This window comes from Amycolatopsis sp. NPDC024027 (assembly GCF_040638975.1).
Classification (GTDB): Bacteria; Actinomycetota; Actinomycetes; order Mycobacteriales; family Pseudonocardiaceae; genus Amycolatopsis.
Map to the genome: position 1 here is coordinate 26,191 of NZ_JBEZYY010000003.1, position 26,857 is coordinate 53,047.

A 26,857-nucleotide genomic window follows, 5' to 3' on the forward strand; every position below is an offset into this window, starting at 1 on the left:
CATGCGTGTGCTGACCCTGAACCCGGGTTCGTCGAGCATGAAGGCCGCGCTGGTCGCCGACGGCACCGCGGTCGGCTGGACCGCGTGGGACCTGGCCGACACCGGCGCGGTCGCCCAGGCGATCCGTCGCTGGTCCGATGTGGACGCGATCGCCGTCCGCTTCGTCCACGGTGGGGCGCAGAAGGCGCCGGCGCCGGTCGACGACGCGCTGCTCGCGAACCTCGAACGCCTCACCTCCCTCGCACCGAACCACCAGCCGCTGTCGCTGGAGGTCACGCGGGAGGTACGCCGGTCGCTGCCGGACGTCCCGGTCGTGGCCTGCTTCGACACCGCCTTCCACGCCCGGATGCCGGAGGCCGCCGCGCGGTATCCGCTGCCGCGGGCGTGGACCGAGCACAACCGCTTGCGCCGCTACGGTTTCCACGGCCTGTCGTGCCAGCACGCGCTGCGCCGCACCGCGGAGTTGCTCGGCCGGGAGCCGTCCGAGCTGCAGATGATTTGCGCGCACGTCGGCGCGGGAGTGTCGGTGACCGCGATCCGCGACGGCCACGGCGTCGACACCAGCATGGGCTTCACGCCGCTGGAAGGTGCGATGATGGCGACCCGATCCGGCTCGATCGACCCGGGCCTGCTGCTGCACGTGATGCAGACGGCGCCGATGAGCGCAGCCGAGATGTCCGACGCGCTGTTCCACCGCTCCGGGCTGGCCGGGATGACCGGTACCGACGGCGACCTGCGCCAAGTGCTGGCCGCCGCGGCCCACGGCGAACAGGACGCCGAGGTCGCCCTCGACGTCTACCGACACCGGCTGCGGCGTGAGATCGGCGCGGCCGCGACCAGCCTGTCGCGGCTGGACGCGGTGGTGTTCACCGGCGGGGTCGCCGAGCATCAGCCGGAGGTGGTCACCGCCGTCCTCAGCGGGCTCGGGGTGCTCGGCCTGCGTGCCGGCGATGTCTCGCACACCGGCCTCGACAGTGACAACCGGGGCTTCGCCCCGGGCCGGGGGCTCCGCCACCCGGAACCGCCGAAGGACCGGATCGTCACCGCGGCGGACTCGCCGGTGCCCGCCCTGATCGTCCGGCCCCGGGAAGACCTCGAACTCGCGCGCGGCGCCGAAGAAGCGCTCGCCCGACTGGCCGTGAGGTGAGCCATGCGGGTCCGACCGAGCGAAGCGACCTTCGCAGATCACATGGCGATCGTGCGCGCTCGAGACACCTCGGCGCGAGTGGATGACAACACCGGGTTCCACTGGGACCGGTCGTCACGGATGGTGCTCGCCGACGCGCTGGTGCGACTCGGCCCGAATCGCTGCGGCACGGAGGTCCGGCCGGACGAGGTCCTGCTGACCGAGCCGCCCACCCGGCGCGAGCGGGCGGGAGCCGCCGCTCTCCTCCCGGGCGACCCGGCCCGCCCCGACGTGGCGGCCGTCGTCCGGGCCGGCGACGCGCGCGGCACATCCGGCGGCGAGTGGGCGCGCTACGCGGCACCGCGCAAGCTCGACGAACCCGGTCGCGGGACGGTGCCGCGACCGGTCAGCCTCGCCGTGCTGGGCGTGCCGGCCGCGGCCGGCTTCTGGCCGGGCACCGCCCTCCGGATCGTCCGCCCGGGCTGGTCCCGGCGCTCGAGAACGTCGGCGCCGACGTCGCCGGGCACTCGTCGTTGCTGATCACCACGGCCGACGACAGCCGCCACCACGTCCTGGCTGCCCGGCATCCCACAGGCCGTGCTCCTGGTCGGCCTCGCCACCCCGAAACGAAGGAACCCCAGACGATGACCACACACCTGAAGCCGAAGCCGGACGCCGGCGAATCCCCGGCGATCGATGCCCGTGAGCCCGTCGCCCGCCTGCTGCGGGACCTGCGCACCGGCGTCACCGGCCTGACCGCCCGCGAAGCCGCCCGGCGGCTCCAGGTGAGCGGTCCCAACGCGCTGCCGTCCCACCGTGGCGCGAGATGGCCGCTGGCGCTGCTGCGGCAGCTGGTCCACCCGCTCGCGCTGCTGCTGTGGGTCGCGGCCGGGCTCGCCTGGTTCGCCGGGACGACCAGCCTCGCGATCGCGATCGTCGGGGTCATCCTGCTCAACGGCCTGCTGGCCTTCTTCCAGGAACAGCAGGCGGAAAAGGCCGTCGAAGCCCTCGGCCGCTACCTGCCCGACCGCGCGACGGTCTTGCGCGACGGCAGCGTCTGCCACGTCCCCGCGACCGAGATCGTGCCCGGTGACGTGCTGGTGCTCGCCGAGGGCGACCGCGTCCCGGCCGACGCCCGGCTCGTGGAAGGCACCCTCGACGTCGACGCCTCGATGCTGACGGGGGAGTCGGCCCCGGTGACGCGGATGGCCGACGTGCCTGATGACGCGTCCCGGCCGCTGGAGTCGCCGGTGCTCGTGTTCAGCGGCACGGTGTGCGTCGCCGGCGCCGCGCACGCGGTGGTGCACGCCACCGGGCGGCACACCGAGATCGGCCGGATCGCGTCGCTGTCGGCCCGGGTGGGGCGCGAGGAGAGCCCGCTGGAGCGGCAGGTGCGCCGCGTCGCGTGGCTGATCGCCGGCGTCGCGGTCGTGGTCGGCCTTGCGTTCCTGCCGCTGGGCTGGCTGGCCGGGCTGTCGTGGTCGGCGGCGTTCGTGTTCGCGATCGGCCTGCTCGTCGCGAACGTCCCCGAGGGCCTGCTGCCGACGATCACCCTCGCCCTGGCCGCCGGCGTGCGGTCGATGGCCAAGGAAGGCGCACTGGTCAAACGGCTCTCCGCGGTGGAGACCCTGGGTTCGACGACGGTGATCTGCACCGACAAGACCGGCACCCTGACCCGCAACGCGATGCACGTCGAAGAGGTCCGGGACGGGCTGGGCGTGACTCTGGAGGACGCGGGTGTGCTGGCCGCGTCCCTCGCCCGCTGCAGCACCGCCGACCTCGCCTCGGAAAGCGGCGACCCGACGGAGCTGGCGCTGCTGGGCTACGCGGCCGGCCACGGGACCGCCCTCGAGCCGACGACCCGGGAGACCGAGCGGCTGACCCTGTACTCGTTCGACCCCCGGCTCAAACGGATGTCCACTGTCGACTCCATTGGCGGCTCGCTGTACGTGGCCACCAAGGGCGCGCCTGAGCAGATCCTGCCCCGGTGCTCGTCGGCCTACGACACCTCCGGCGCCGAACTCCCGCTGACACCCGGGCTGCGGGAACGGATCAGCGAGCGCGTCGACGAGATGGCCGGGCGGGCCCTGCGCGTGCTGGCCGTCGCCCGCCGCGGCGTACCTGCCCTACCCGGGAGCCGCGAAGAGGCCGAGTCGGACCTGTGCCTGCTGGGGCTGGTGGGGCTCGTCGATCCGCCGCGTCCCGAAGTCGCCGCCGCCGTCGCGAACTGCCATTCGGCGGGGATCACCGTCCATGTCGTGACCGGCGACAACGGCCTGACAGCGGCGGAGATCGCCCGCCGCGTCGGGATCGGCGCGGACCGCGTGATCAGCGGCGACGAACTCGCGAAGATGCCGGAGCCGGCGCTCGACGAGGCGCTCACCGCCGGCGGGGAGATCGTGTTCGCCCGCGCCGCGCCGGAGGACAAGCTACGCATCGCCGACGCGCTGCGCGACTGCGGCGAAGTCGTGGCGATGACCGGCGACGGCGTCAACGACGCACCGGCCCTGCGCCGGGCCGACATCGGCGTGGCGATGGGCGTCGGCGGCACGGACGTCGCGAAGGAAGCGGCGACGGTGGTACTCACCGACGACAACTTCGCGACGATCGTCGCCGGTGTGCGGGAGGGACGGCGGGTCTTCGACAACGTCCGCAAGTTCGTGCTCTACATCTTCGCGCACGCGGTGCCGGAAGTGCTGCCGTTCCTGCTGTTCGCGGTGTCCGGCGGGCTGATCCCGCTGCCGCTGACGGTGCTGCAGATCCTGGCCATCGACCTCGGCACGGAGACGTTGCCGGCGCTGGCGCTGGGCCGTGAGCCCGCGGAGCCCGGCCTGATGGCCCGCGGCCCGCGCCGGCGCTCGGAAGGTGTGGTCACCGGCCGGATGTTGTTGCGTGCGTGGGGGATCATGGGTCTGCTGTCCGGGATCTTGGTGCTGGGCGCGTATTTCGCGGTGCTGTACGCGGCGGGCTGGCACCCGGGCGCGGACGTCTCGGCGGGTGCGCCGCTGCACCACGCGTACCTCCAGGCGACGACGGCGACCTTCGCGGCGATCGTGTTCTGCCAGATCGGCACGGCGTTCGCGTCGCGCACGGAGCGGGTCTCGCTGCGGGCTGTGGGGTTGACGACGAACCGGCTGCTGCTGGGCGGTATCGCGTTCGAACTGGTCTTCGCGGCGGCGTTGATCTACCTGCCGCCGCTGCAGACGATGTTCGGCACTGCGGCGCTGCCGGCGTGGGTGATCGCGCTGATGCTGCCGATGCCGGTGCTGGTGTGGGGAGCGGACGAACTCTTCCGCCGGGCGACCCGCGGCGGCTGAAAGTTCGGCTTCGGCCCGGTAGGGCGGCTCGTCGATGTCACCGCGATCGTGGGCCATCCACCGGGGACGTCGGTATGAGGCCGAATTCCGCGGTGGCCGGGGACTTTGTGCTCCGTTGCCGGAACCCGTCGAGGGCTCACGATGACTCAGGCGGAGCGTCCGGCTCCGCGTACCGGAGGGACCGCGATGACCGCTGTAGCACCGGCAGCACTGACCTCCGAGCAGATCGGCACGCTCGCCCGCGCCGTGAGCCGCGCGCCCTCGGTGCACAACACCCAGCCGTGGCAGCTGCTCGTCCGCGGTACCGAGGTGGATCTGCTGGAACGTCGCAGCGTTGTGCTGCGACGGCAGGACCCGTTCGGCCGGGACCGGATGATGTCCTGCGGCGCCGCGCTCACCAACCTCGAACTCGCGTTGCGCGTGCTCGGGCGGGACTGCCACGTCGCATTCCGGGACGACGAAGACGCCGTGGCCACGGTGACCATCGGCCGTCCGCGTGCGGTCTCCGACCGGGACTTCGCGCTCTACCACGCCATCGCCCGCCGCCGCAGTCATCGGCACGAGTTCTCCCACAGCCGGGTGGCGGCGGCAGTGCACACGGCGCTGGTCGTGGCCGGGGAGACGACCGGTGTGCATCTGGTGGTGCCCGCGCATCTGGACAAGTTCGCCCAGCTGCTCGGCTTCGCCACCCGGGTGCTCCGCGAAGACCGCGGCTACCAGCGTGAGCTCGCGATGTGGACCGCCCACACCACAGGCCCGTCGGCGACCGGGGACGGCGTCCCCGAGGACGCGCTGAGCCCGGAAGCCCTGCCGGTCGCCGGGCTGGTGCGCACCGACACCCCGGTGCCCGACGACGCCGTGCTCGCCGACCGGCTGGCCGCGGAGAACCTCCTGGTCGTCTGCACCGACGGCGACACCCGGGCCGAACACCTGGCCGCCGGGACGGCGCTGCAGCGCATCTGGCTGACCGCGACGGCGAAAGCCCTCGCGGCGTCGGTGATCACCCAGCCCCTGCACCTGACCGGATTCCGGGCCCGGCTGGTGTCGGAGCTGGTCCTGCCGGGGGTGCCGCAGGCGATCTTCCGCTTCGGCTACCCCGAGGTCCCGGCTGCTCCTTCGCCGAGGTTGCCTCTCGGCGAGCTGTTCCCCGACGGACACAGGGGAGGAGCCCGGTGACCGCCCGCGATCGAGATCAAGGGCTCCGGAAGTCTGATCGTGGGCCTTTGGTCACCTCGGCTCGTGACACACGACCGTTGTCCCGGCCCCGGCCACGCGGTGATGCTGAAGGGGATCGTCACCCCCGAGCCCGGAGCCACCGATGAGCCGACCGCATCCGACCGTGTTCGACCAGGCCTTCGCCGCGGCCGTGCGCGCGCCGTCTCCGCACAACACCCAGCCCTGGCGGTTCGTCGTGGACGGGGACGTGATCGAGATCTGGCTGGACCGGGAGCGCGTCCTGTCCGTGGCCGACCCCCACCGGCGCGAAGCCCGCCTGGCTTGTGGCGCGGCCGCGTTCAACCTGGCCATCAGCCTGCGGTCCCATGACCTCGCGGTGGTGGTGCGGACACTGCCCGACCAGGCCCAGCCTGACCTGGTGGCGGTGATCCGCCTCGACGGCAACCAGAAAGCCACCCAGGTCGAGCGCCGGCTCGCGGAGGCCGTGTTCCGGCGGCACACCAACCGCCGTCCGTTCCTGGACAAGGAAGTGCCACCGGGAGCGCGTACCGCGCTGAAGTCCGCGGCTTTGGCGGAGGGTGGCCAGGTCGAGTATCTCGACGCATCGGGCCGGTACTCGACGGTGGCGTCGCTGGTCCGGCAGGCCGAGGTGATGCAAGAGGACGACCTGGCGTTCCAGACGGAAACGGCCTTCTGGACCCACCGCCCGCCGGAGAGCCCCGACGGGGTGCCGAAGACGGCGGCCGGACCGCCCCCGGACCACCACGGCGTGGTCACGTTGCGCGCGTCGCACGAAGACGCGGCTCTGCCGGCCCGCGAGTACGAGCAGCAGCCGCTCCTCGCGGCGGTGCTCACCCGGGACCGGGGGCCGCACGCGGAAGTCCGGGCCGGCATGGCGATGCAGCGGGTGCTGCTCACCGCGACAGCCGAGGGCCTCGCGGCGTCATTCCTGTCACAGCCGTTCGAGACGCCTCGGACCCGGGAATCGCTGGACCGCATCTTCACCGGGCTGGGCCAGCCGCACACGCTGCTGCGCATCGGCTACGGCTACCCGACGCGGCTGACGGCCCGGCGCGCGGTCGCCGACGTGCTGACCCACCGCGCCAGGCCGGACGTGCCGGCCGGCTGAGCGTGAACCGGCACGGCGAAGCGGCCACTGCCCGATCCGGACAGTGACCGCTTTCGTTGTCGTCATCAGCTGCGGAACAGAGCGACCTTCAGCGCGTTGCTGTCCTGCGGGTGCGCGAACACGTCGTAGGCCTCGTCCATCTCGTCGAGGCCGAACCGGTGCGTGATGAACCGGCTCGTGTCCAGCCGCCCGGCGGCGAGCATCCGCAGCAGCATCGGTGTGCTGGAGGTGTCCACGAGGCCGGTGCTGATGGTGACGTTGCGGATCCACAGTTCCTCGAGGTGCAGCGTCGCCGGTGCGCCGTGTACACCGACGTTCGCGACGTGCCCGCCGGGGCGCACCAGCCTGGTGCACAGCTCGAAGGTCTCCGGGATGCCGACCGCCTCGATCACCACATCCGCGCCGAGCCCGCCAGTGGCTTCGTTGACCGCGGTCGCGGCGTCGGCGGGTAGGACGAGCACGTCGGCCCCGAACGACTTCGCCGCGTCCAGGCGCGCGGGTTCCTTGTCGACCACGATGATCGAGCTCGGGCTGAACAGCTGCGCGGTGGTGATCGCGGCCAGCCCGATCGGACCGGCGCCGACGATCGCGACGGTGTCGCCCGGCTTGACCGCGCCGTTGCGCACCCCGACCTCGAACGACGTCGGCATGATGTCGGCCAGCATCAGGGCGGCCTCGTCGCTCACCCCGGCCGGGAGCAGGTAGGTCGAGGTGTCGGCAAACGGAATCCGCGCGAACTCGGCCTGCACGCCGTCGATTCGATGGCCGAGGATCCAGCCCCCGCCGCCGAGGCACTGGCCGTAGGCCGCGACGCGGCAGTATTCGCACCGGCCGCAGGCGCTGATGCACGAGACGAGCACCCTGTCGCCGGCCTTCACGGAGCTCACGGCGGAACCGGTTTCGACGACTGTGCCGACCGCCTCGTGGCCGAGGATCCGGCCACGGTCGACGGTGGGCACGTCGCCCTTGAGGATGTGCAGGTCGGTGCCGCAGATGGTGACGGCGTCGATCCGGACGACCGCGTCGGTCGGGGCGGTGATCGTCGGGTCGGCGTGGTCGGTCCAGCTGCGCCGGCCGGGACCGTCGTACACGAGTGCCTTCATCGATTCTCTCCTTCGGTTCTTTCAGAACAGCGCGAAAGGGCAGCCGCCGGAGTGGCCACGGCTCCGCCAAAGCGGCGCTCAGGGACGCGGTGGTCAGCGCAGCCGCAGCGGCCGCCGGTGATTTCGGCTGGTTCGTGCTGCGGGCGGGCCGCAGCTCAGATCCCCGGTCAGCGCGCCGCGACGGCGTTCGTGCTCGTCCTGGTCGATCTCGCCACCGCGCGATCCCTTCTAGTGGCTCTGGTAGCGGAAGTGGTTCTTCGGCGGGGCTTCCAGCGGCTGCAGGACGTCGGCAAGGGCGCGCCGCGAAGTCGCGAGGAGCGGGTCGGTGTTGGCCGGCGCCCAGCCGATGCGCAGCACCATCTGCGGGTACGAGCCACCGGTCACGTTCTCGGTGACGGACTCGCGGACGTCGGCGATCTCCAGTGGCTCGGTGAACGGGCAGGAGGACAGGCCGAAAGCGGTGGCGGTCAGCAGGACCGCGCTGGTCGCCTCGCCCGCGCGCAGCCGCGACATCCGGTCGTCGGAGGCCGTGCTCAGCACCAGCAGCACGGTCTCGTCGTCCTCGGCCTTGGCGCCGGCCGGCTGGGTCAGGAGCGGGTCGGCGAACGCCCGGGCCCGCAGCGCGCCCGGGGTGTCGTCCGGCGCCGGGGAGTTGCGGGCCGGGACGCCGTCGGGCGCGAACTGACGCCCGCTCCAGGCCGCGAGTTCGGTGCGGTAGGCCGGGTCTGCGGCGTGGCGTCGGGACGCTTCTTCGATCGCGGTCGCCAGGTGGTAGCGGGCGGCGTTCTCGGCCGCCTGGAGCTCGGTGCCCTCCAGCGCCGCGGCTCGGGACATCGCCTCGACGTGCCGGCCGGGCACAACCCACGAGCTGAGGCGACGCCGGTCGGTGCGCCGCCGCGGGATCGCCGCGGCCATCGCGACCTCGTCCTGCGACGGTTCGTGCTGGTGCACGGTGACGGCCGCGAGGTGGTCGGGTTCGTCCGCGTTGGGGAACCGGTGTACGTCGGCGGCCCAGCCGAGCGCGGCCAGGCCGACCCGGAGATGGTGCAGCGCGGCGCCGCAGCTGAGCAGCAGGTCCCGCCCGTCCGGGTCGGTCTCCGCCAGCCGCCGGTCCTGGTCGGCGTACAGGTGCAGGGAGCTGTGGCCGATCCGCCAGGACCAGGGCTGGGAGTTGTGCACGGACGGGGCGCGGACCGCCATGGCCACCGCGGTCTTGACGGTGAAGTCGTCCGAGAAGCCTCGGTCCATCATCAGCCTGCTTCGCGATCGGTGTGGAGTTCCTCTGACGGCTCGACCCTCGCACCGGCCGTGCGCTCACCGGGAGGGCCGGAATGCCTCTGGGCCGGGGACTTTCGGTGTCCGGGTACCAGGCACGCCACCGCCAGCGCGAGCGACTCCCGCGGGGTCCCGCCGGTGTCGAGTGGGTGCGCTTCGGGCCACGGGTCGGCGTCTTCGGTCATCCGGTGCGCGATCTCCGGCGTGGCATCCGACAGGGTGGCCGTGCGGGCCGCGATGCGTTCCTCCGCCACGGCTTCCGCTACCTCGCAACGCACGGCCAGCACCGGGCCGCTCGCCGCCTCGGCGGTGTCGGTGGCGAGCCGGCGGTGCCGGGCAGCGGACCAGGACGCGTCCAAGACGACCGTTTCGCCGAGTGCCAGCAGTTTCCTGGTGCGACGGGCCAGTTCGGCGTATGTCGAGTCCGTGTGGGCGCCGTCGTAGAGACCCTGCCGGTAGCCCTCGGCGGGTAGTCGCACCGGCGCCGGCCCGGCCAGTTCCTTGCGCAGCCGGTCCGACTGCAAGAGGGTGGCGCCGAGCCAGTCGGCCAGGCCGCCGGCGATCGTGGACTTGCCCGTGCCGGGCGCGCCGCCGACGAGGATCAGCCGGACCCGGCCGAGCCGCAGGTGCCGCAGCGCGACGTCGGCGTAGTCACTGGCGAGTTCAGCGGCCTCCGCGTCACCCTGCGCGGCGCGCAGGCAGGCGACCTTGACCCGGACGAACGCCCGGTAGGCGAGGTAGTGGTGCAGCAGCGCCGGGGGAGCGGGATCGCCGGCGAATTCGCGATAGCCGGCGACGAGTTGTTCGGCCAGTTCCGGGGAACCGAGCCGTTCGAGGTCCATCGCGAGGAAGGCGACGTCGTCGAGGACGTCGACGTGCCGGAGGTGGTCGTCGAACTCGAGGCAGTCGAGCACGCGCGGGCCGTCGTCGAGGCAGAAGATGTCGTCGGCGAGCAGGTCACCGTGCCCGTCGACGACGTGCCCTTCGGCGATCCGCCGGTCGAACAGCGCCTCACGGCCGGCGAGGAACTCCTCGGCCAGAGTCTCGATCTCGATCGCCGTGGCCGGGTCGAGCACGGTCCCGTGGAAGGGCCGGACCTGCTCGAAGCTGTCGCGCCACCGGGCCCGGACCGCGTCGCGGGTTTCGTCCGCGTCGATCGCGGGGCTTCGGTCGGCCTGCGTGTGGAAGGCGGCGAGCTGCCTGGCCAGGTGCCGGATCGTCACGGCCAGGGGCGCGCCTTGGCTGACCAGCGTGGAGAGGCGGCGCTCCTCGGGCATCCGACGCATGACGATGAGGTGGTCGCACACCGAACCGTCGGGCCCGGTGACGTCGGAAACACCGAGGTAGACGTCCGGCGCGAGCCGCCGGTTGAGTGCAACCTCGCGGTGGCAGACGCGTTCGCGGGTCTCGCGGGCGGAGAAGTCGAGGAAGCCCAGGTCGACCGGCTTCTTGAGCTTGTAGGCGAGGTCTCCGACGAGGAAGACCACGCCGATGTGAGTTTCGTGCACACCGGCCCAGGCGGGCGAAGGAACGGCCATGTACCCGAGCATCGGCGGTTCCGTCCCCTTCCCGAAGGGCGTTAGGTCACCGGCTCCGCGGCGGAAGTCCCCGGCCGCAATCCCACGATCATCGCCGGGTGCGCGGTTCTCGCGTGCCGCCGGCCGGAGCCGCGTCCGTCATCCGGCTCGCTCACCGGCGGAGGTTCCTGAGGTGCAGGACGATCGTCAGGCAGCGCAACCCGTTGGCCAGGAAGACCGTGCATTCGGCGATGACCACGGCTCCGGCGATCGCGGCACGCCGGTCGCTCCGCTTCGCGAACCCGCGTACAGCAGATAGGTCATGCACGACTCGACGGACAACCAGACCAGGGTGAAGGAGCCTGATGCCCGTGAGCGCTCCGCCGGCGCGTTCGCGATTCCCGTTCTGCGGGATGGTTTCCCCCTCCGGGGCCGGCCCCGCGGCCGGCAGCCGCTTGGTCAGCTCGATGTCCGGTGTGCGCAGCAGTTCCGCAGGGTGAAGATGCTCAGGTCGCCGTGCTGTGCGCACCTTGGCCGGTCCAGACGAAGTCCATCCGGTTGCGTACGTCCACCACGCCGGCGACGGCACGGGTCATGCGTTCCGCTGTGGCCACGTCAGCTTCGTACTCGAGCCGCCCGGTCAGCAGGACAACGCCGTGCTCGACGCTCGCGCGTACGTTGTTCCGGTTGGCGTGCAGGGCTTCGTCGAACACGATGTGGTCGACGTCGGCCTGCACTTCGTCGTCGGTACGCAAGAACGTCCGGAGCACGTCACGTCGCGCGATGACTCCGACCAGCTTCTCCTCCCGCAGCACGAACAACCGGCGCACCTTGCTCTGCGTGAGCAGCCGCGCGGCTGCCGGCAAGGTGGCCTCCGGCGTGGTGGTGCCGGATGTCGTGGACATCAACGTGGCGGCGGTCTGGCCGGCGGCCTTGCGCCAGTCCTCTTTGGTCAGGTGACCGGCGAAGTGCGGGCAGCCGGCGCCGGGTACGTCGTCTTCGTGTGCCTGGCGGCAGAGCAGGTCGGCTTCGGTGACCACGCCGATCATCGCGCCGTCCGGAGCCAGCACCGGGACCGCGCTGACGCCGTTGGTGACGATTACCTGGACGAGGTCCTTGAACGGCAGTTCCGGTACGACGGTGATCACCTCTCGGGTCATCACGTCGCCGACCGTTGGCTTGTCTTGCAAGGTGTTCTCCTAGGGAGTCGAAAGGATCCGGTCAGCGGAGCCAGGGGGTGCGGCGGACGAGATCCAGCTTCGCCCAGCGGCGGCCGAGGCCCCAGGTGTCACCCGCGGCGAAGGCGGCCAACACGATGAGCACGACGAGGTACACGAGGTGGTAGTCGATCAGCGGGTTGGTCGACGACGTCGCCGTCCCGGCCGAAGTGGACTGAGCGAGCGGCCATTCGGCGATCCACATGAGCGCGAGCAGGACGGTGCCCGCGACGGCGGCCGGGCGCAGGGCCACGCCGAGCAGGAGGGCGACGCCGAGGCCGAGCAGTGCCAGCATGAACAGCCAGTCGGCCCAGTCGGCGCCGGCCCAGTCGCGCAGTGTCGACTGCATCGGTCCGACCTGGACGTGGCCGAGGAACCCTTTGGTCGGCGAGCCGCCGCTGATCCAGGCCTTCGCCGAGCTTGTGGAGTAGCCCAGCCCGAACATCTTGTCGAGGAAGGCCCAGAGGAACGTCAGGCCCATCACGATGCGTAGGACAGCCATTGCCGAGCCGCGGGCGAAAGGGACCTGCCGGCGCCGCTGGGCTGTCCGCGTTTGCGGCTGGTCGGGGATGAAGGGGGTGGTCAGGGACGGGCCGCGGTCCTGGACAGACATCGTGGGCTCCTTTTCGGTTGTGCACCGAGCATGGGCCGTCGCATCGGCCGGCGCTGGTGCCGAAATCCCCGGATCACGGTGACTTTGGTGCACAGCCCGGCGGTGGTACCCGACGGTCCCGCCCAAGGTCGTCACGACATAGAAACCCGTCGCGATCCCGATGTCGAGCCGGCTCAGCCCCCAGCCCCACACCAGACCACGACCGAGGAGGGGTTTCGGGCGGCCGGGAAGTGTCGTGGTGGCGAAGCGTGGTCGATTGTGGTCATGACGGTGCCGATTCGAGCGACGGGACAGGTCGGTGGGTTTCCACCGGTGGACGGCGGTCGTCATCTCCGCGTCGGGCGGGCGCGGCGACGGCCTCGGCCTGCGAGGTGTGGATGGCCAGTTGTTCGTGCAGCCGGGTGATCTGAATGGGACGCCAGGTCGCGCGGGTGGTGGCGACCACCCGCACGTCGGTGTGCGGCGCGGCCTGCCGGCGTGCGGCCAGCAGGACCTCGAGTCCTGCGGAATTCAGGAACTGGACGAGGGACAGGTCGACAACCAGCCGCCACGGTCGCCGGCTCAGCGCCGATTCGATCGCCTGGCGCACGGCGGGGACGGTGTGCAGGTCCACGTCACCGTCCACGACGAGCACGAGCGTCCGTCCACATTGCTCTGTCGCCACAGTCAGCGGCGAATACCGGCGCATCGGGGGCTCCTGCCCTCCGGGCACCTCGATGACCGCACGAACCACACCGAGTTCTGCCGCGCCTCCGCTGTGACTCCGTGGTGCCGGGAGTTCCGGCGGAGTGGGTTCCGCGAGTGGGCGGCGGAGACGACGAAGATCGAGTGATATGCGTCTCACGATCGTGGCTCCTGACCTTGCCGACCGCCACTGATCCTCACCGCTGTGACGACATGCCCGCGGCCGATGGACAGATGCGGCCGTCTTTGGCGGTCTATCGTCGCGAGGGCAGGGACTGGGCGCTCCGGCGCTGTCTCCCCGATCCTACCGCGATGCCGGAGCCAAATTGATGTTTCCGGGCCGCTTTCTGAATGCCCCACGCCGGCAGAGCGACCCTGGCTGATCAGCCGGTGTTGACGCCGTGAGCTGATCAGACCCGGCCACCGGTCATCGCGTCGTCGCCGGAACGAGGGGGACGGGATTCGGCCGGCCGGTTCGGCGTCGGGGACGCCAGAGGAACTTGTCGGCCTCCGCGACCACGAACGTGGTGACGGCGAGGCCGAGCACCAGCAGCCAGCTCCCGGCGGTCAGCGGCGCGGTGTGGAACAGCTCGTTCATCAGCGGGAGGTAGAGGATCGACACCTGCAGGGCGATCATCACGGCGACACCTCCGAGCACCCACGGGTTCCATCCCGTCGGCCGGAACCGGTCGAGGGACCGGCAGCTGAACAGGTACGCGATCTGCGCGAACACGAACACGGTGACCGTGATCGAGCGTGCTTCGGTGACGGACGCCCCGGCTCGCAGCTGCCAGGTGAACACGGCGAACGAACCCGCGACGAGGATGACCGACACGAGCGTGATCCGCCGGAGCAGGTCGGCGGTCATCAGCGCCTGGCCCGGTGGGCGGGGGCGGCGGGCCATGATGCCCGTTTCCTTCGGTTCGAACGCCAGCGCGAGGCCGAGGAAGACCGCGGTGGTCATGTTGATCCACAGCACCTGGACCGGCAGCATCGGCAGCTGGGCGCCGAGCACGATCGCGACCAGGATGACCAGTCCTTCGGCGATGTTGGTCGGCAGCGTCCAGGCCATGAACTTGCGGATGTTGTCGAACACCGCCCGGCCTTCTTCTACGGCGGCCTCGATGGTCGCGAAGTCGTCGTTGGCCAGGACCATGTCGGCGGCCTCTTTGGCGACTTCGGTCCCGCTGCGGCCCATCGCGACCCCGATGTCGGCCTTGCGCAGCGCGGGGGCGTCGTTCACCCCGTCACCGGTCATCGCAACCACGTTGCCGCGCTCCTGCAAGAGGGTGACCAGCCGCAGTTTCTGTTCCGGGGAAACGCGGGCGAACACGTCGACGCCGGCGAGGGCTTCGTCCGGGGTGGCGGCGATTTCGGCACCGGTGAGGACCACTGGTTCCCCGTCGGCCAGCGCGAAGTTCCGGGCGATCGCCCGGGCGGTTTCGCCGTGGTCGCCGGTGATCATCTTGACCGCGATCCCGGATCTCCGGCACGCGGCGACGGCGGCCACCGCGGCCGGGCGGGGTGGGTCGTGCATGGCCTGGAAGCCGACGAGGGTCAGTCCTTCCGGAGGCGCGCCCGCGGGAAAGGCGTCCTCGTCCGCCGGTGTGAACGTCGCGAAGGCCAGTACCCGCAGTCCGCGGCGGGCGAGGACTTCCGCGGTCTCCCGTTGCCCCTCCGCGAGCGGCTCGGCGGTCCCGTCCTCGTGCAGCTGGTCGTGGCACAGTGCGAGCACCTTTTCAGGCGCTCCCTTCAGGTATCCGGCCAGCCGGCCGTCCGCGGTCCGGTGCACCGTGGCCATCAGGTTCCGCCCGGACTCGAAGGGCAGCACGTCGACGCGCGGCTGAGCCGACCGCTCCGCGCCGACGTCCAGCCCGGCTTCCCTCGCCGCGGTGAGGAGGGCGGTTTCGGTCGGATCGCCGGTCGCCGTGGCCGTGCCGTCGGCGGGTTGCGCCTCGTTGCAGAGGACCCCGGTGAGCAGGCACTCCCGCAACGCCGGCGCAAGCGGACCGCCGCCGGTCCACTCGTGGGTGCGGCCGCCGGCGACCACGGTGGTCACCGTCATCCGGTTGGTGGTGAGGGTGCCGGTCTTGTCGGTGCAGACGACCGTCGTGCTGCCCAGGGTCTCCACCGACGGCAGCCGCCGGACGATCGCGCCGCGCCGGGCCATCCGGACGACACCGATCGCCAGCACGATCGACACCGCGGCGGGCAGGCCTTCGGGGATCGCCCCGACCGCCATCGTCACGGCTGCGGTGAACATCTCTCCGGCCCGGTAGCCCCGGAGCAGGCCGATGACGAACAGGACGACTGCCAGAGCCACGATGCCGACGGAGAGCCGGCGGCTGAACCCGGCCAGTTTGCGGGTGAGCGGCGTGGTCGGTACCCCGGTGGCGGTCATGAGCTGGTTGATCAGGCCCAGTTCGGTGTGGGCGCCGATCGCGACGACGACGGCCGTGCCTTCGCCCCGCGTCACGACGGTGCCCGCGTGCGCGATGTTCCGCCGGTCGGCGAGCGCGGTGGCCGGGGGGAGTGCGCCGGGTGTCTTCGTGACGGGTGCGGCTTCACCGGTGAGCGCGGATTCGTCGATCTGCAGTGAGTGTGCCGACAGCAGGAGGGAGTCCGCCGCGACCTTGTCCCCGGCGCGGAGGAGGACGATGTCCCCCGTGGCCAGGTTTTCGGCTCGCAGCCGGATCGGTGCACCGTCGCGCACCGCCCGGACTTCGGTGGTCACCATGCCGGCCAGCGCGGCGAGTGCGTGCTCGGCCCGCGATTCCTGGAGCAGCCCGACGACCGCGTTGAGCAGCACCACGGCGAAGATGACGCTCGAGTCGACCAATTGGCCGAGGCTGAGGGTCACGGCGGCCGAGGCGAGCAGGACGTAGACGAGTGGATCCTTGAACTGGCGGAAGAACCGGCCGAGTGCGCTGGTGGCCCGGCCGGTCGGTAAGACGTTCAGTCCGTTGTGGACGTTTCGGGCGGTGGCTTCGGCTTCGGTCAGCCCGGTTCGCTCGTCGGTCTCGAGCAGGTTGACCGTATCGGCCGCGTCGAGCGCGTGCGCCGGTGCCCGGACGGCCGTGTCGGCCTGCTCATCCGGCCGGGCCAGTGCCGGTACTCGCATGATCGTGTCCCGTCGATGGCCGTGGCGAACATTTCATCCCGATTGTCGAGGTCGCGGGGTGCTCGGCACAGGGCCGAACTGCTCCGCAGTTGTGGACCGAAGACCTCGGGCTCCTGAGCCGGTGGTTCCGTCTGCCCCGGGCCGAGGACGGCGGCCGCCACAGCGCCACGATGGCCATCGGCGAACGCCCGCTGATCACCTGGTCGTCTTCTCCTCGGCTGCGAGCCACGGGGACGGCCAGTCGCCGGCGACGGTTCAGTTCCGGGGACGCTCGTCGAAGCCGGGTGGCTGGGCGTCGACGATGTCGGTGGCCCGTACGAGGCTGGCCTGCTCGTCGGAGGGGGCCCCCTGGGGGCGGACGGGTACCCAGGTGGTGCTGGTGTGCTCGTCGCGCAGACTGTGCCCGGCGACAGTACCGATGTGCTCACGCCACAGCGGTGCCGAGCACGACGCCGGCCCGGTCTGACCGACGCGGCTGCGGTAGCGGACGAGCCAGCCGGGAGGGTAACCACCGCCGTGACGCGTCGGCCAAGCCCGGTACGTGTTGCCCGTCGGCTGCCTCACAACTCGCCGATCGGCCTGCTCGCCATCCACCGGCGCCCGCCTTCGCTCGCGGTGCACCGGGGTGCACGGCATCGGTCGCCGGGGTCTGGGGCGCGGTCTTCCAGCCTAGGACGGGCAGCGCCGGGAGCGGTTCACCCGGGCGAGTGGTTTTCCGCGAGGCGGCCGGCGAGAACCGTCGCGACGTAGAGACCCGTCGCGGTCCTGACCGCCGGTCTATGGTGAGGGTGACGCCCCAGACCTCGGCGGTCGTGTTTTCCGTGGCGCGGGCCGTCCGGCTCGGCGCCCGACCGGACGGCGAGGCACACGGTGGTGGCACGCGTGGCAGGACTGCTCCTGGTCGTCCCAGGCTGTGTCCTGGCCATGATCGGTGCGAGGAACACCCCCGTGGACGCACTGATCGGCTGGAGTCTGGTGGGAGCGGGCGCGGGGGTTCTCGTCGCCGTCGGCGCTCCCCGGCTGCGGCGTTGGCGGCAGGTCGGGGTGAGCGGGCCCGACGTGCCGACGGGCGTTGCCGCCGCGGCGGCGTTCATCGCGGCCTATCTGGTGATCGCCGGCCTGCTGGCCGCGTTCGGCGGCGGCCTCACCGCGGCTGTCCTGATCCTGCTCGCCGTGGCCGGGCTGCGAGCCGGGCAGCGCGACCGGCCCGGGTTCCGGGACACGCCGGCCGCCGCGCCGAACCCGCGGGACGTCCTGGCCCCGGCCACGCTGTCGACGTCTTCCGTGCTGGTGGCCGATATGGCGACCGAGGATCTGTGCGTGGCTTGGCGGCACAGCTACTTCCTCCTGTTCGTCACCGCCGACGACTCGGCGCACCAGCTCGTCGTCCAGCGTCGGCAGGACTTCCTCGACGAGATCGAACGACGGGACCGCCGTGGGTTCCTCCGCTGGCTCGACAGCGGCGCGAAGGCCGGCAGCGATCCCGCTCCGTACCTCACCACCCGAGGCTGACCGAGCGAGAGGACACCATGTGGGTGATCGACGGCGCACGGTGCCGACGTCAGTGTCCCGGTCCCGGAGTTCGCCCCGGTGCCCTCCGCACAGCCGGGGCCGCTCCGCCACGTCGAGGATCTCGAGCGGCGCGGCGGCGGCTGTACCTCCTGCTTGATCTGCTGGCCCCGCAGCAGCGCGACGGCGTGGTCCTGCGGGTCGGTTTCGGCTTGTCAGCCCGGGACACGGCGGGCGTGCTCGGTGTCGGGAGCGCGGGTGCGGTGCGGGTGAGCCGGCATCGGGCGCTGGCCGCACTGCACCGGCAGATCGCCGCCGCGCCGGTGCCGTGGCGGCGGGGCCGGCCCGATGGGGGAGGTACGGTCGGTGCCCGCAGCCGCGGTAGCGGTGCTGATCCGGACCTGGTGGTGTCGGAGTCGGTGTGGCGATCACGAACGCCGACTCGGGAGCGGCCGAGGCCGCGGCGCAGCCGGTGGCCGCGTTGTTCACGTTCCCGGTGCAGATCGGCGCGGTCCGGGTGGCGACCCTCGACACCTATCGTTCGACGCCAGGTTCGCTGAGTCCCGGCGAGCTGTCGACGGCGCTGCAGGTGGCCGACATCGCGGCGCTCGCCCTCTCGGGACTGCGCGCCGGACGTGGCCTTTGGCTGGAGGGGACGGCGGGCGCGGGGGTGCGGTACCGGGAGGTGCACCAGGCCACCGGGATGCTGATCGCGCATTTGGACCCTGTCCGCGTCCGCCGCCGTGGCCGGGCGGTTGCGGTTGGACGAGGCGTTTGGTGGGGATTCACCGTGAAGGCAGCTGACGAACCAGGAGATGGTGGGCATGGCCGACCGTGAACGACAGGTGACTCGGGCGTTCGTCGCGTTGGCGGACACGCTCGTCGACGACTATGACGTGGCCGATCTGCTGCATACGCTGGTGGTGCAGTGTGTGGAGCTGCTCGACGTCGCCGCGGCCGGGTTGACGCTGGTGGATGAGCGGGGTGGTTTGCAGGTGTTGGCGTCTTCGACCGAGCAGGCGCGGCTGTTGGAGCTGTTCCAGCTCGACATCGACGAGGGCCCGTGTATCGAGTGTTTCAGCACCAGCACGCCGGTGCTGGTGGCCGACATCGCCGGGGCGGCGGGGCGGTGGCCGCGGTTCGCGGCCGAGGCGGCCAAGGACGGGTTCGCGTCGGTGCACGCGTTGCCGTTGCGGCTGCGCAAGCAGACGATCGGGGCGCTGAACCTGTTCGGGTTGAAGCCGGGGGATTTGTCGGCGGAGGACGTGGCGCTGGCGCAGGGGCTGGCCGACACCGCGACCATCGGCATCCTCCACGAGCGGGCCTTCCGTCAGGAGGAGATTCTTTCCGAGCAGTTGCAGACCGCGTTGAACAGCCGGGTGATCATCGAGCAGGCCAAGGGTGTGCTCGCCGTCAGCGGGCAGTTGAGCATGGACGGGGCTTTCCGGGCGTTGCGCGGTTTCGCCCGGCGGAACAACCTCCGGCTCAGCGACGTGGCCCGCGCTCTGGCCGACCGCGAACTCGCGCCCGCGGCCGTGCTGGCCCCCGCGACGAGCCACCCGAACTGACCGGGTGGTCCCGGCCATTGTGGATGGCAGATTCAGGGGCCTCGGTGCGGTTCCGAGTGCCGGGGCTCGAGAACAAGCCGCCGTACCGTTGGTCAGCGGTGTGGCGACATCGAATACCGCGTGCTGTGCGCCTTGAGCGGAAAAACAAGGTCGAGAACAGCGGGGGAGTCGAATGGTTGTCCCGGTTTCATGGAAGATTCCTGCGATTCGTGCAAATTGGTATTGTCGTGTAAATAGACGCGTCGCGGTTGTGTTACGGGATGGCACAACCGGCGGCGGAGGTGGCACTCTGGTGCGATGGCTGGCGACGGCTCGGGCGATGTGGTGGGCAGGGATCCGGAGTTGTCTCTGCTTGATCGAGCTTGTGAGGCCGGCCGAGGTGGGCAGGGGTCGGCGATCTGCCTGACCGGCCCTGCCGGCATCGGCAAGACGACACTTGTCCATGTCGCCCGCGAACGTGCGCGGCAGCGAGGGATGCGCACGGCGAGTACTTGGTGTTGGGCAGAGGGGGCGCCACCTCTGTGGCCATGGCTCGATGTTCTTGCTCAGCTGGATCTCATGCAGGACGCCGGTGACATTGCCGCGCAGGGGTTCCGCGGCTTCCCGATCGTCGAGCACGCGCTGGCCACCATGGCATCGTCGAGGCCGCTGTGGATCGCCGTCGACGATCTCCACCACGCAGACGAGGCGACGAAGCTGATCACTCGCTATCTGGCGGCGCGAATCTCCGAATCATCGGTCGTCCTTCTGCATACACATCGGCCGATTGACATGACTTCGGACGGGAATGACCGTGTCATGGCGGAGATCGACCGAGTGTGCGACACCATGGCGTTGCAGCCCCTGCCACCTGCAGACATCGCCGAACTTGCCCGGACCCGTGGATATGACGAGCTGTCACCGGATGTCGCTGCTGCGCTGACTGCCGCCAGCGGCGGGATTCCCCTGCACGCTGTCGCTGCTCTCCAGGCATGGGCAGCCGACACGACCGCGACGCCGCCGACCGTCAAGTTGCGTGCTCATGTCGTGTCCAGGTTGGGCGACATTTCCGCTGATGACGCGGCCATCGTGGCGCGAGCTGCGGTCCTTGGCCAGGTGGTCGGAGTCGACCTGGTCGCCGCCGCGTGCGGCACGACCCCGTCGCGCGTCCTGAGTGCGGTCGGTGCGGCCCGAGACCGGAATCTGCTTCGCGTGAGCGACCCACGGGTTGTCGACTTCGGTCACGATCTCCTCCGCGAGGCGGCAGAGCAGTGGCTTGACGCAGACGTGGTCGCGGCAACTCACGCCGCTGCCGCAGACCTGTACGACCCTGATTCGTCTTCGCCGGAGGCCGACGTCGTCCGTGCCGCCCGGCATGCCGTGCAGGCAGCCCGTCGCAGCCCTGCCGCCGCGGCGCGTGCGGTCGATCTCGGGTGCCGCGCGGCGCAGGTGCTGGCAAACGGAGGAGCCCCCGAGGACGCGGCGACACTGCTTGGCCAGGCGGTCACGGCCAACGACCTTGCCGGGAGGCCCACCTCACGCGCACTTTTGCTGCTCGAACTGGCACATGCCGTCCTTCTCTCGGGCCGGCTCAATGCGGCACACGACAGCTACGGTGACGCTGTAGCCGCAGCACTCGAGGAGGGACTCCCTGTCATCGTGGCTGAGGCCGCGGCCGGGCTGGGATCTTTGTGGGTGAACACGGTGCGGTCGCCGACGGCTCAACGTCGAGTACTGCGGACCCAACGACAGGCGCTTGCGCGCCTGCCCGCCGGGCACACCGAGCTTCGCCTGCGACTTCGAGGGCGGATCGCTGCGGAGGCGATGTTCTGGGAGACGGCCGGCCCCGACGCGCTCCTCGGCGTCCTGCGCGATCTTGGTCAGCTCGACGAGCCGGCCACCATCCTCGACGTGCTGTCGGTGGCTCACAACCCCCTGTTGGGTCCGCAGCACAATGAACTGCGGTTGCGGATGTCCGAGGACATGCTGCGGGCTTCAGCTGCTGTCCCCGGGGGCATCCTGCCGCTCATGGCTCTGTGCTGGCGCACTGTCGATCTGTTCCTGGCCGGTGACCAACACGCCGAGCGAGCATTGGCAGACCTTCGTGACGCCGCGGAAGCCATGCAAAACCTCTCAGTGCTGTACGTCGTCCGCCTCCTCGAGGTCATGCTCCTGATCAACCGCGGCCGGTTCGAACAAGCCGAACGAGCAGCGCAGGCCGCGTTCGAACTAGGTACACAAACCCAGGATGCCGACGCCATCAGCTACCTCGGCGGCCACCTCGTCGCCATCCGCTGGTTCCAAGGCCACGAGCAGGACATGCTCGACCTGATGCAGCACATCGCCACCTCGGCGCACGTAGACGTCGTCGACCACTCCTTCGAGGCCGGGATCGCCGCACTCGCAGCCCGAACCGGGCAGGACGACCTCGCACGCCAGCACCTCAACCGGGTCAAAGGAGCCGGCCTCCATCAACTTCCCCGCTTCAGCACATGGCTCATGACTCTCGCCACGGTCGTCGAAGCGGCGTCCGCGCTGCAGGACCGAACCACCATGAGCGAGGCCTACGAACTGCTCGAGCCCTTCGGTGACCTGCCAGTCGCGCCTTCACTGGCGATCGTCAGCTTCGGCTGCGTCCACCACTGGCTCGCGACCGCCGCCGCCGCAACCGGCAGGCCAACCGTGGCCGAGGACCATTTTCGAGCCGCCATCAACACGAATATCGCGCTCGGACACCTGCCCGCCACCCTCGTGGCCCGCGCAGCCCTCGCGAACCTGCTCACCACACATCAGCCAACACCCACCCGGGAAGCTGAGGCCAGGCTTCTGCTCACCACGGCGTTGGAGGGAGCCAAGGCGCTCGGCATGGACGACGTGGCGGCCAGGTGGGAAGCCACAGCGAATCGCCTCGACCGCCGCAGGCACGTGCAGATCCGCGAAGCCGAAACCGGCAGCGGTCAAGTCTGGATCGTTGACTTCGCCGAGCATCAAGCCACAGTCCGCGACCTCGCAGGCATGCGGATGCTCGCCCAGTTGACCGCGTCACCAGGACAATGGATCGCCGCCAGCCGCCTGGCGTTCGAGCACCCGCCCCTCCCGCACGCAGCCCCTGACAGTCTGCTCGACCCAACGGCCCGGCGCGCACTCGAGGCACAAGTCCGCAAGCTCGGCGACGCCGTCGCCGAAGCCCGCGAGGCCGGCGACCTCGCGGCGCAGGCCGCCCGCGAGCAGGACATGGACGCCATAGCAGAGCACTTGGCCGCAGGAACAGGGCTGGCCGGCCGTGAACGCCGGTTCGCGGACGAGACGGAGCGTGCGCGGACCGCGGTACGCAAAGCCATCGTCCGGGCCATCAAGGAAATCGAACGTCACCATCCCGCCGCGGCCCAACATCTGACAGCCAACGTGGTCACTGGCGCAGAATGTCGCTATCAGGGATGAGGCAGGCCAGACGTCATTTCCGGGCGCACCGGTAGCCTGCCCTGGGAGCCCTCAGGCTCACGCCAGCCGCCTCCCTGTTCGTCCGCGGCCGTCCGGCCATGTCGTTCGTCGCGATTGCCAAGGTCGAGCAGGTCGGCGGCGTCGTCCGGTGCGCCTCCGTGGGCCAAGACTTCAGCCGCTCGCCGGCCGAGGGTGACAGCGTGCGTGGCCTCGGCGACAGATCGACGGGCCGCGTGAACGGCATGCCGCGCCGCGCGAACGACATCATCCGTCTCGTGGAGAGCTGCAGCCGCTGAATGAGCGGCCGCAGCCTCGTCCGGGGTCAGCCAACTCCGCGCCGCCGCGACAGCGGCGGTGACACGAGCTGGTGAAATCTCACGGACTTTCGCCACCGTGGTGACGTCGACGGCGAACTTGCCCGGCACTGCGGCGCGCGTGACGTACAAGGGTATTCCGCTACTGCCGCCATGAGCGCGTTCACCGCGTCGGCCGGGAGTGGACCCGCTTCGATGCAAGGCGCGATCAAGCCGGGGCAGTCCCGCATCCCGGCCCACGACGTCGGTCTGGTTTTCACATACGTCATCGCCACATTCCTTGGCCGCGTGTGCCGCTGCGTGGCACAACACGCGTCACGCCTTGAGGGCGTAGTTGTCTACGGGGAGGAAGTCCCATGAAGAACGGAAAGACGATCGCATTGACGGCCGCTGCTGCCACGATCCCACGGCGGAGTCGTGGGTGCTCAGCACCCTGGCGGTTTGCGCGGATCCGGTCGTCGGTGTCGGTTCGCCCGTGCAGCAGCTTTTCCCTGGGAAAGAAGGCCAGCTTTCTTGTCCGCAGGGCAAGAAAGTCTACGGTGTCGGCGGCGGCGGGTCTCTGGCCGACTCCGGCAATTCGTACCTCAACTCCGTCGTTCCCAGCGCTGATCTTCGTGACGCCAAGGTCACCATGACAGCGCCACCGGCCGGCGGCATGGTGGTGCAGGTGATCTGCGGGCCGGCATCATGAGGCACCTGTCCTGCGGCATCGCCGCGTTCTCGGCGTTGCTCCTCGCGGCACCTGCCGCCGTCGCACAGCCGTCTGAGGAATTCCTGGACGTCGATGCCAAACCGGTCCTGACGTGGAGTGTTCCTGGCAGGTCTGCGGCGAGTTGGGACGCCGACTACCACGAAGCGACGAGCTACGCGCCGGAGTGATCACCGATTCGGAGGGGGTGGAGTGCGATGGCAACAAAAGGAGCGGTGAACGCGTCGGTCGGTCTCGGGCTGGCGGTCGTCGGGGCGGTGTGCGGGACGGTGGCGGGCAGCCTGGCCACCGAGCAGAGCGTGGTCAGGCTGGTGGGACTATGCCTAGGCGCGGCCATTCCCCCGTTCGTCAGCACGGTCGGCCGGTGGCGCCCGGTCCGGGCCGGTCTCGCCGTGCTGATCACGGTGGTCGCGGCGCTGCTCACCTACTCGGGCTCGGTCGGTGTGGGAGCCGCGACCAATAGCAAGATCGTGCCTCCGCCGACCGAGCTGGTCGAGGAGATCAAGACCTGGCCTGCCAAGCGGACGCCGACAACCACTCCACCCTCTCCGCTTCGCCTGCTCGAGGCTATGCCGGCGAAACTGAGCTGCCGGCCGGTCTGTGACAGCAAAGTCACGATCAAGAGCACCGGTACGGCACCGGCCCACGTTGACACCGTGGATGTCGACGGCCAGGGGAAGGCGAAGTTCACCCGCACCGATGAATGCGTGGGAAAGACGCTCGAACCCGGTGACGAGTGCAGTTTCGAGGTGACGTTCAAGCCCGCCGGCGCCACCGGCACGCAGACCGGGCAGGTGGTGATTCGCGGCGACCAGGGCAACGAGACGAAGGTCGAGCTGAGTGGTACGCAGCCGCCGCCCCTTCTCGACCTCGGCGTGTCGTCGCAGGGACTGAGCTGCGTCCTGCAGCCCGGTGGGACGGTCGACGGCCGCGAGGCGCTCCAGGTCTTCTTCCACGTTTCGCTGACCGGCGCCACCCCCGAGCAGCTGCCGGGCCTCGTTCCGGTCAAGGTGACCAGTGTCCCCGGCGCGACGGTCACGGTGAACACCGCGGTGAGCGGGAGTTCGACCGGCTCGACGGTCGCCGCGCTGCCGTTGAGCGCACTCGACTACGGCCGCAGGCACTCGGTCACGGTCACCGTCGACCCCGGCCACAAGATCGCGGAACGCAGTGAGACGAACAACGTGCTCCGATTCCGCGTGACGATCCCGGCCAAGGCGCCGGCACCCCGAACCACCGAACTGTCCTGCTGATCGCGTACCCGCCCTCGGGTGACGTAGCACGTACTCGGCAATTCGGAAATCCGATACCACTGATGCATTCGCCGCTCTGGAGAACAAGATGACAGGAAAGTGCGCAAGCGTGGCCGACTTCGGTGCGAAAGGGGACGGGGTCACGGACGACCGTCCATATCTCCAAGCCGCGATCGATGCCTGCAAAGCGCGGGGAATCAACCGGTTGTTCGTTCCGTGTGGGATCTACCTGATCTCGCGGACCGTCTCGGAGGGCATCGGCGTCGGACTGGACCTGTCCGACGTGCACGGCCTCACGATCGTCGGAGAGGGCCCGGACGCCTCGGTCCTCAAGATGACGAAGACGTTCGACAAGGGCTGGCGCCTGATCCGCCCCCGCGACGCGTCGGAGGTCGTGTTCCGCGACCTGACGCTGGACGGCAACTGGTCCGGCGAGACCGGGTTCGCCGAGCACATCCACTTGACCGAGGTCACCTCGCAGAAGACCGACACTTCCGACGTCTACTTCGACAACGTCTGGTTCCGGAACTGCTGCGGCGACGGGTTCCGCACCATCGGCAACACATCCGGCCTGTTCGTTCGTCGCAGCCACGCCAGGAACTGCCGATTCCTCAACGTCAAGCGGGCACCGGTCAGCGGGCAACGGGGATCCATCGACTGCAGCGTGACCCACTGCTACATCGAAAGTGTCACCGACAGCGCTGTGGACTTCGAACCGAGCGCCCTCGGGCCGCCGTCCGACACCCCTGACCCTTCGCCGACGAGGTGGGACATCTCGCACAACACGATCGTCCACAACCCGTCCGCCGGGGCCGGTTTCGCTGTCTCTCTCGTGGGCCTGCGTTCACCCGGCATGGAAGACACCGGCTTCTGCTTCAACAAGGTGATCGGCGGGTCGGTGCAGATCAGGAACTGCCGTGGCATCAAGGTCATCGGCAACTCCGTCGTCAGCCGGACGACGGGGCCGAAGCGCCAAACCCCCACCCTGCAGATCACGCTGAGCACCGACGTCCACATCGCGGGGAACACCTTCACCAGACCCCGCGGGGCGGCGGCCGGCAACGTGCTGCTCGTCGGCACCGACGCGAGCGCTGGCAACGATGGAGTCCTCATCACCGGGAACTGCCTCCACCAGTACACCGAGGCGGACATCGTCCAGATCGCCTCGGCCAGGAACGTCGTCGCCACCGCGAACACGCTTCGCTACTACGGCGCGGCTGTGGGCGAACACCGCGGGTTCTTCGGTACTACGACGGTCCCCGGAGTTCCGCTGAGCAACGTCAAGTTCACCGACAACGACGTCGTCGGCGACGCGGGCGGCGGCTCACTGGCCCGGGGCGTGTTCGTCAACTCGAGGGAGTCGCAGGTCGGCCCGGTGGACGTTCGGGGCAATGGTGGCTCCGGGATGGTGATCGGCGCCGAGTTCAGGGGTGGTGTCGACGCCCCGGGGTTCACGGCCCAGCCGATCTGTCACGGCAACACGTGGCTGCTTTCGGACGTTGCGTACGCGGGCGCCTTCGGCCAGTGCCCCGGACTCGAAGCGATCATCGTGGCGACGAGCGGCAAACGCGTCACCTACGAAGGCGTAGGTGCGCCGGAGAACAACGTCACGGGCAATGTCGGAGACGAGTTCCACCAGACGGACGGCGTCGCCGGGACCCTGCGGCACGTCAAGGAGACCGGTGCCGGCACCACCGCAGGCTGGGTCGCCGTCAGGTGACGCGTCGCCCTGCGGAACTCGACTGCGCGCTCGCGCAGTGACATCGGGCTCGTCGCGCCGGCGTCGGGCGAGCGGCTGTGTCGCGG

General features: G+C 70.3%; 22 protein-coding genes and 2 pseudogenes. 14 read left to right on the forward strand and 10 right to left on the reverse strand.

Features of this window, described 5'->3' with window-relative positions; all coding sequences use genetic code 11:
• Nucleotide 1: 1 nt before the first annotated feature.
• The 5 genes from AB0F52_RS09235 to AB0F52_RS09255 all read left to right on the forward strand — a co-directional run bounded on the left by AB0F52_RS09235 (nt 2) and on the right by AB0F52_RS09255 (nt 6,748).
• Nucleotides 2-1,147 (forward strand): acetate kinase, encoded by a 1,146-nt coding sequence (locus AB0F52_RS09235; protein WP_360166771.1) that lies wholly within the window; start codon nt 2-4, stop codon nt 1,145-1,147.
• Between the two features lie 51 nt (nt 1,148-1,198).
• Nucleotides 1,199-1,666 carry a hypothetical protein gene (locus tag AB0F52_RS09240; protein ID WP_360166774.1) on the forward strand — a complete coding sequence of 156 codons (468 nt, stop codon included), beginning with the start codon at nt 1,199-1,201 and terminating at the stop codon, nt 1,664-1,666.
• 104 nt (nt 1,667-1,770) lie between these two features.
• Nucleotides 1,771-4,443 carry a cation-transporting P-type ATPase gene (locus AB0F52_RS09245; protein WP_360166777.1) on the forward strand — a complete coding sequence of 891 codons (2,673 nt, stop codon included), beginning with the start codon at nt 1,771-1,773 and terminating at the stop codon, nt 4,441-4,443.
• Between the two features lie 186 nt (nt 4,444-4,629).
• Nucleotides 4,630-5,619: a nitroreductase gene (locus AB0F52_RS09250; RefSeq protein WP_360166780.1), complete on the forward strand. Its 990-nt coding sequence runs from the start codon at nt 4,630-4,632 to the stop codon at nt 5,617-5,619.
• 142 nt (nt 5,620-5,761) lie between these two features.
• Nucleotides 5,762-6,748, forward strand: coding sequence for a hypothetical protein (locus AB0F52_RS09255; RefSeq protein WP_360166783.1), 987 nt, complete (start codon nt 5,762-5,764; stop codon nt 6,746-6,748).
• A 65-nt stretch (nt 6,749-6,813) separates the two neighbouring features.
• On the opposite strand, the gene AB0F52_RS09260 is transcribed toward AB0F52_RS09255, so the two are convergent.
• The 10 genes and pseudogenes from AB0F52_RS09260 to AB0F52_RS09305 all read right to left on the reverse strand — a co-directional run bounded on the left by AB0F52_RS09260 (nt 6,814) and on the right by AB0F52_RS09305 (nt 16,842).
• Nucleotides 6,814-7,851 (reverse strand): zinc-dependent alcohol dehydrogenase family protein, encoded by a 1,038-nt coding sequence (locus tag AB0F52_RS09260; protein WP_360166786.1) that lies wholly within the window; start codon nt 7,849-7,851, stop codon nt 6,814-6,816.
• Nucleotides 7,852-8,079: 228 nt separating this feature from the next.
• Entirely contained in the window at nt 8,080-9,099 is a 1,020-nt protein-coding gene (locus AB0F52_RS09265) for an NAD(P)H nitroreductase (RefSeq protein ID WP_360166789.1), read from the reverse strand.
• Between the two features lie 2 nt (nt 9,100-9,101).
• Nucleotides 9,102-10,664, reverse strand: coding sequence for an AAA family ATPase (locus AB0F52_RS09270; RefSeq protein ID WP_360166792.1), 1,563 nt, complete (start codon nt 10,662-10,664; stop codon nt 9,102-9,104).
• 151 nt (nt 10,665-10,815) lie between these two features.
• On the reverse strand, nt 10,816-11,172 hold the full coding sequence (locus tag AB0F52_RS09275; RefSeq protein WP_360166795.1) for a hypothetical protein: 357 nt from the start codon (nt 11,170-11,172) through the stop codon (nt 10,816-10,818).
• Complete coding sequence (locus AB0F52_RS09280; RefSeq protein ID WP_360166798.1) at nt 11,150-11,833, reverse strand: CBS domain-containing protein; 684 nt, start codon at nt 11,831-11,833, stop codon at nt 11,150-11,152. Before AB0F52_RS09280 ends, AB0F52_RS09275 begins: the two co-directional genes overlap by 23 nt.
• A gap of 31 nt (nt 11,834-11,864) precedes the next feature.
• A complete protein-coding gene (locus AB0F52_RS09285) occupies nt 11,865-12,473 on the reverse strand; it encodes a DoxX family membrane protein (protein WP_360168269.1) in 609 nt (202 codons plus the stop codon).
• A gap of 99 nt (nt 12,474-12,572) precedes the next feature.
• A pseudogene (locus AB0F52_RS09290) lies at nt 12,573-12,668 on the reverse strand (acyl-CoA desaturase); the annotation flags it as partial.
• Between the two features lie 67 nt (nt 12,669-12,735).
• Entirely contained in the window at nt 12,736-13,161 is a 426-nt protein-coding gene (locus AB0F52_RS09295; protein ID WP_360166801.1) for an STAS domain-containing protein, read from the reverse strand.
• Between the two features lie 423 nt (nt 13,162-13,584).
• Nucleotides 13,585-16,278, reverse strand: coding sequence for an HAD-IC family P-type ATPase (locus tag AB0F52_RS09300; RefSeq protein WP_360166804.1), 2,694 nt, complete (start codon nt 16,276-16,278; stop codon nt 13,585-13,587).
• Nucleotides 16,279-16,533: 255 nt separating this feature from the next.
• Nucleotides 16,534-16,842, reverse strand: coding sequence for a hypothetical protein (locus tag AB0F52_RS09305; protein ID WP_360166807.1), 309 nt, complete (start codon nt 16,840-16,842; stop codon nt 16,534-16,536).
• A 384-nt stretch (nt 16,843-17,226) separates the two neighbouring features.
• Here AB0F52_RS09305 and AB0F52_RS09310 point away from each other — a divergent pair, with 384 nt between their 5' ends.
• The 9 genes and pseudogenes from AB0F52_RS09310 to AB0F52_RS09350 all read left to right on the forward strand — a co-directional run bounded on the left by AB0F52_RS09310 (nt 17,227) and on the right by AB0F52_RS09350 (nt 26,771).
• A complete protein-coding gene (locus AB0F52_RS09310) occupies nt 17,227-17,790 on the forward strand; it encodes a hypothetical protein (protein ID WP_360166810.1) in 564 nt (187 codons plus the stop codon).
• A gap of 17 nt (nt 17,791-17,807) precedes the next feature.
• Nucleotides 17,808-18,074, forward strand: a pseudogene (locus AB0F52_RS09315) (sigma factor-like helix-turn-helix DNA-binding protein); the annotation flags it as partial.
• A gap of 134 nt (nt 18,075-18,208) precedes the next feature.
• Nucleotides 18,209-18,625, forward strand: a complete 417-nt coding sequence (locus AB0F52_RS09320; protein WP_360168311.1) for a hypothetical protein — start codon at nt 18,209-18,211, stop codon at nt 18,623-18,625.
• Complete coding sequence (locus tag AB0F52_RS09325; protein ID WP_360166813.1) at nt 18,612-19,355, forward strand: GAF and ANTAR domain-containing protein; 744 nt, start codon at nt 18,612-18,614, stop codon at nt 19,353-19,355. The genes AB0F52_RS09320 and AB0F52_RS09325 overlap by 14 nt, the downstream gene beginning before the upstream one ends.
• Before the next feature lie 297 nt (nt 19,356-19,652).
• Nucleotides 19,653-22,775 carry an ATP-binding protein gene (locus AB0F52_RS09330; RefSeq protein WP_360166816.1) on the forward strand — a complete coding sequence of 1,041 codons (3,123 nt, stop codon included), beginning with the start codon at nt 19,653-19,655 and terminating at the stop codon, nt 22,773-22,775.
• Between the two features lie 98 nt (nt 22,776-22,873).
• The gene (locus AB0F52_RS09335; protein WP_360166818.1) at nt 22,874-23,071 is read left to right on the forward strand and encodes a hypothetical protein; all 198 of its coding nucleotides are present in this window, start codon (nt 22,874-22,876) and stop codon (nt 23,069-23,071) included.
• Nucleotides 23,072-23,510: 439 nt separating this feature from the next.
• Complete coding sequence (locus AB0F52_RS09340; protein WP_360166821.1) at nt 23,511-23,780, forward strand: hypothetical protein; 270 nt, start codon at nt 23,511-23,513, stop codon at nt 23,778-23,780.
• A gap of 233 nt (nt 23,781-24,013) precedes the next feature.
• Nucleotides 24,014-25,051 carry a hypothetical protein gene (locus AB0F52_RS09345; RefSeq protein ID WP_360166824.1) on the forward strand — a complete coding sequence of 346 codons (1,038 nt, stop codon included), beginning with the start codon at nt 24,014-24,016 and terminating at the stop codon, nt 25,049-25,051.
• An 88-nt stretch (nt 25,052-25,139) separates the two neighbouring features.
• Nucleotides 25,140-26,771: a glycosyl hydrolase family 28-related protein gene (locus tag AB0F52_RS09350; RefSeq protein ID WP_360166827.1), complete on the forward strand. Its 1,632-nt coding sequence runs from the start codon at nt 25,140-25,142 to the stop codon at nt 26,769-26,771.
• The last annotated feature ends 86 nt before the right edge of the window (nt 26,772-26,857 follow it).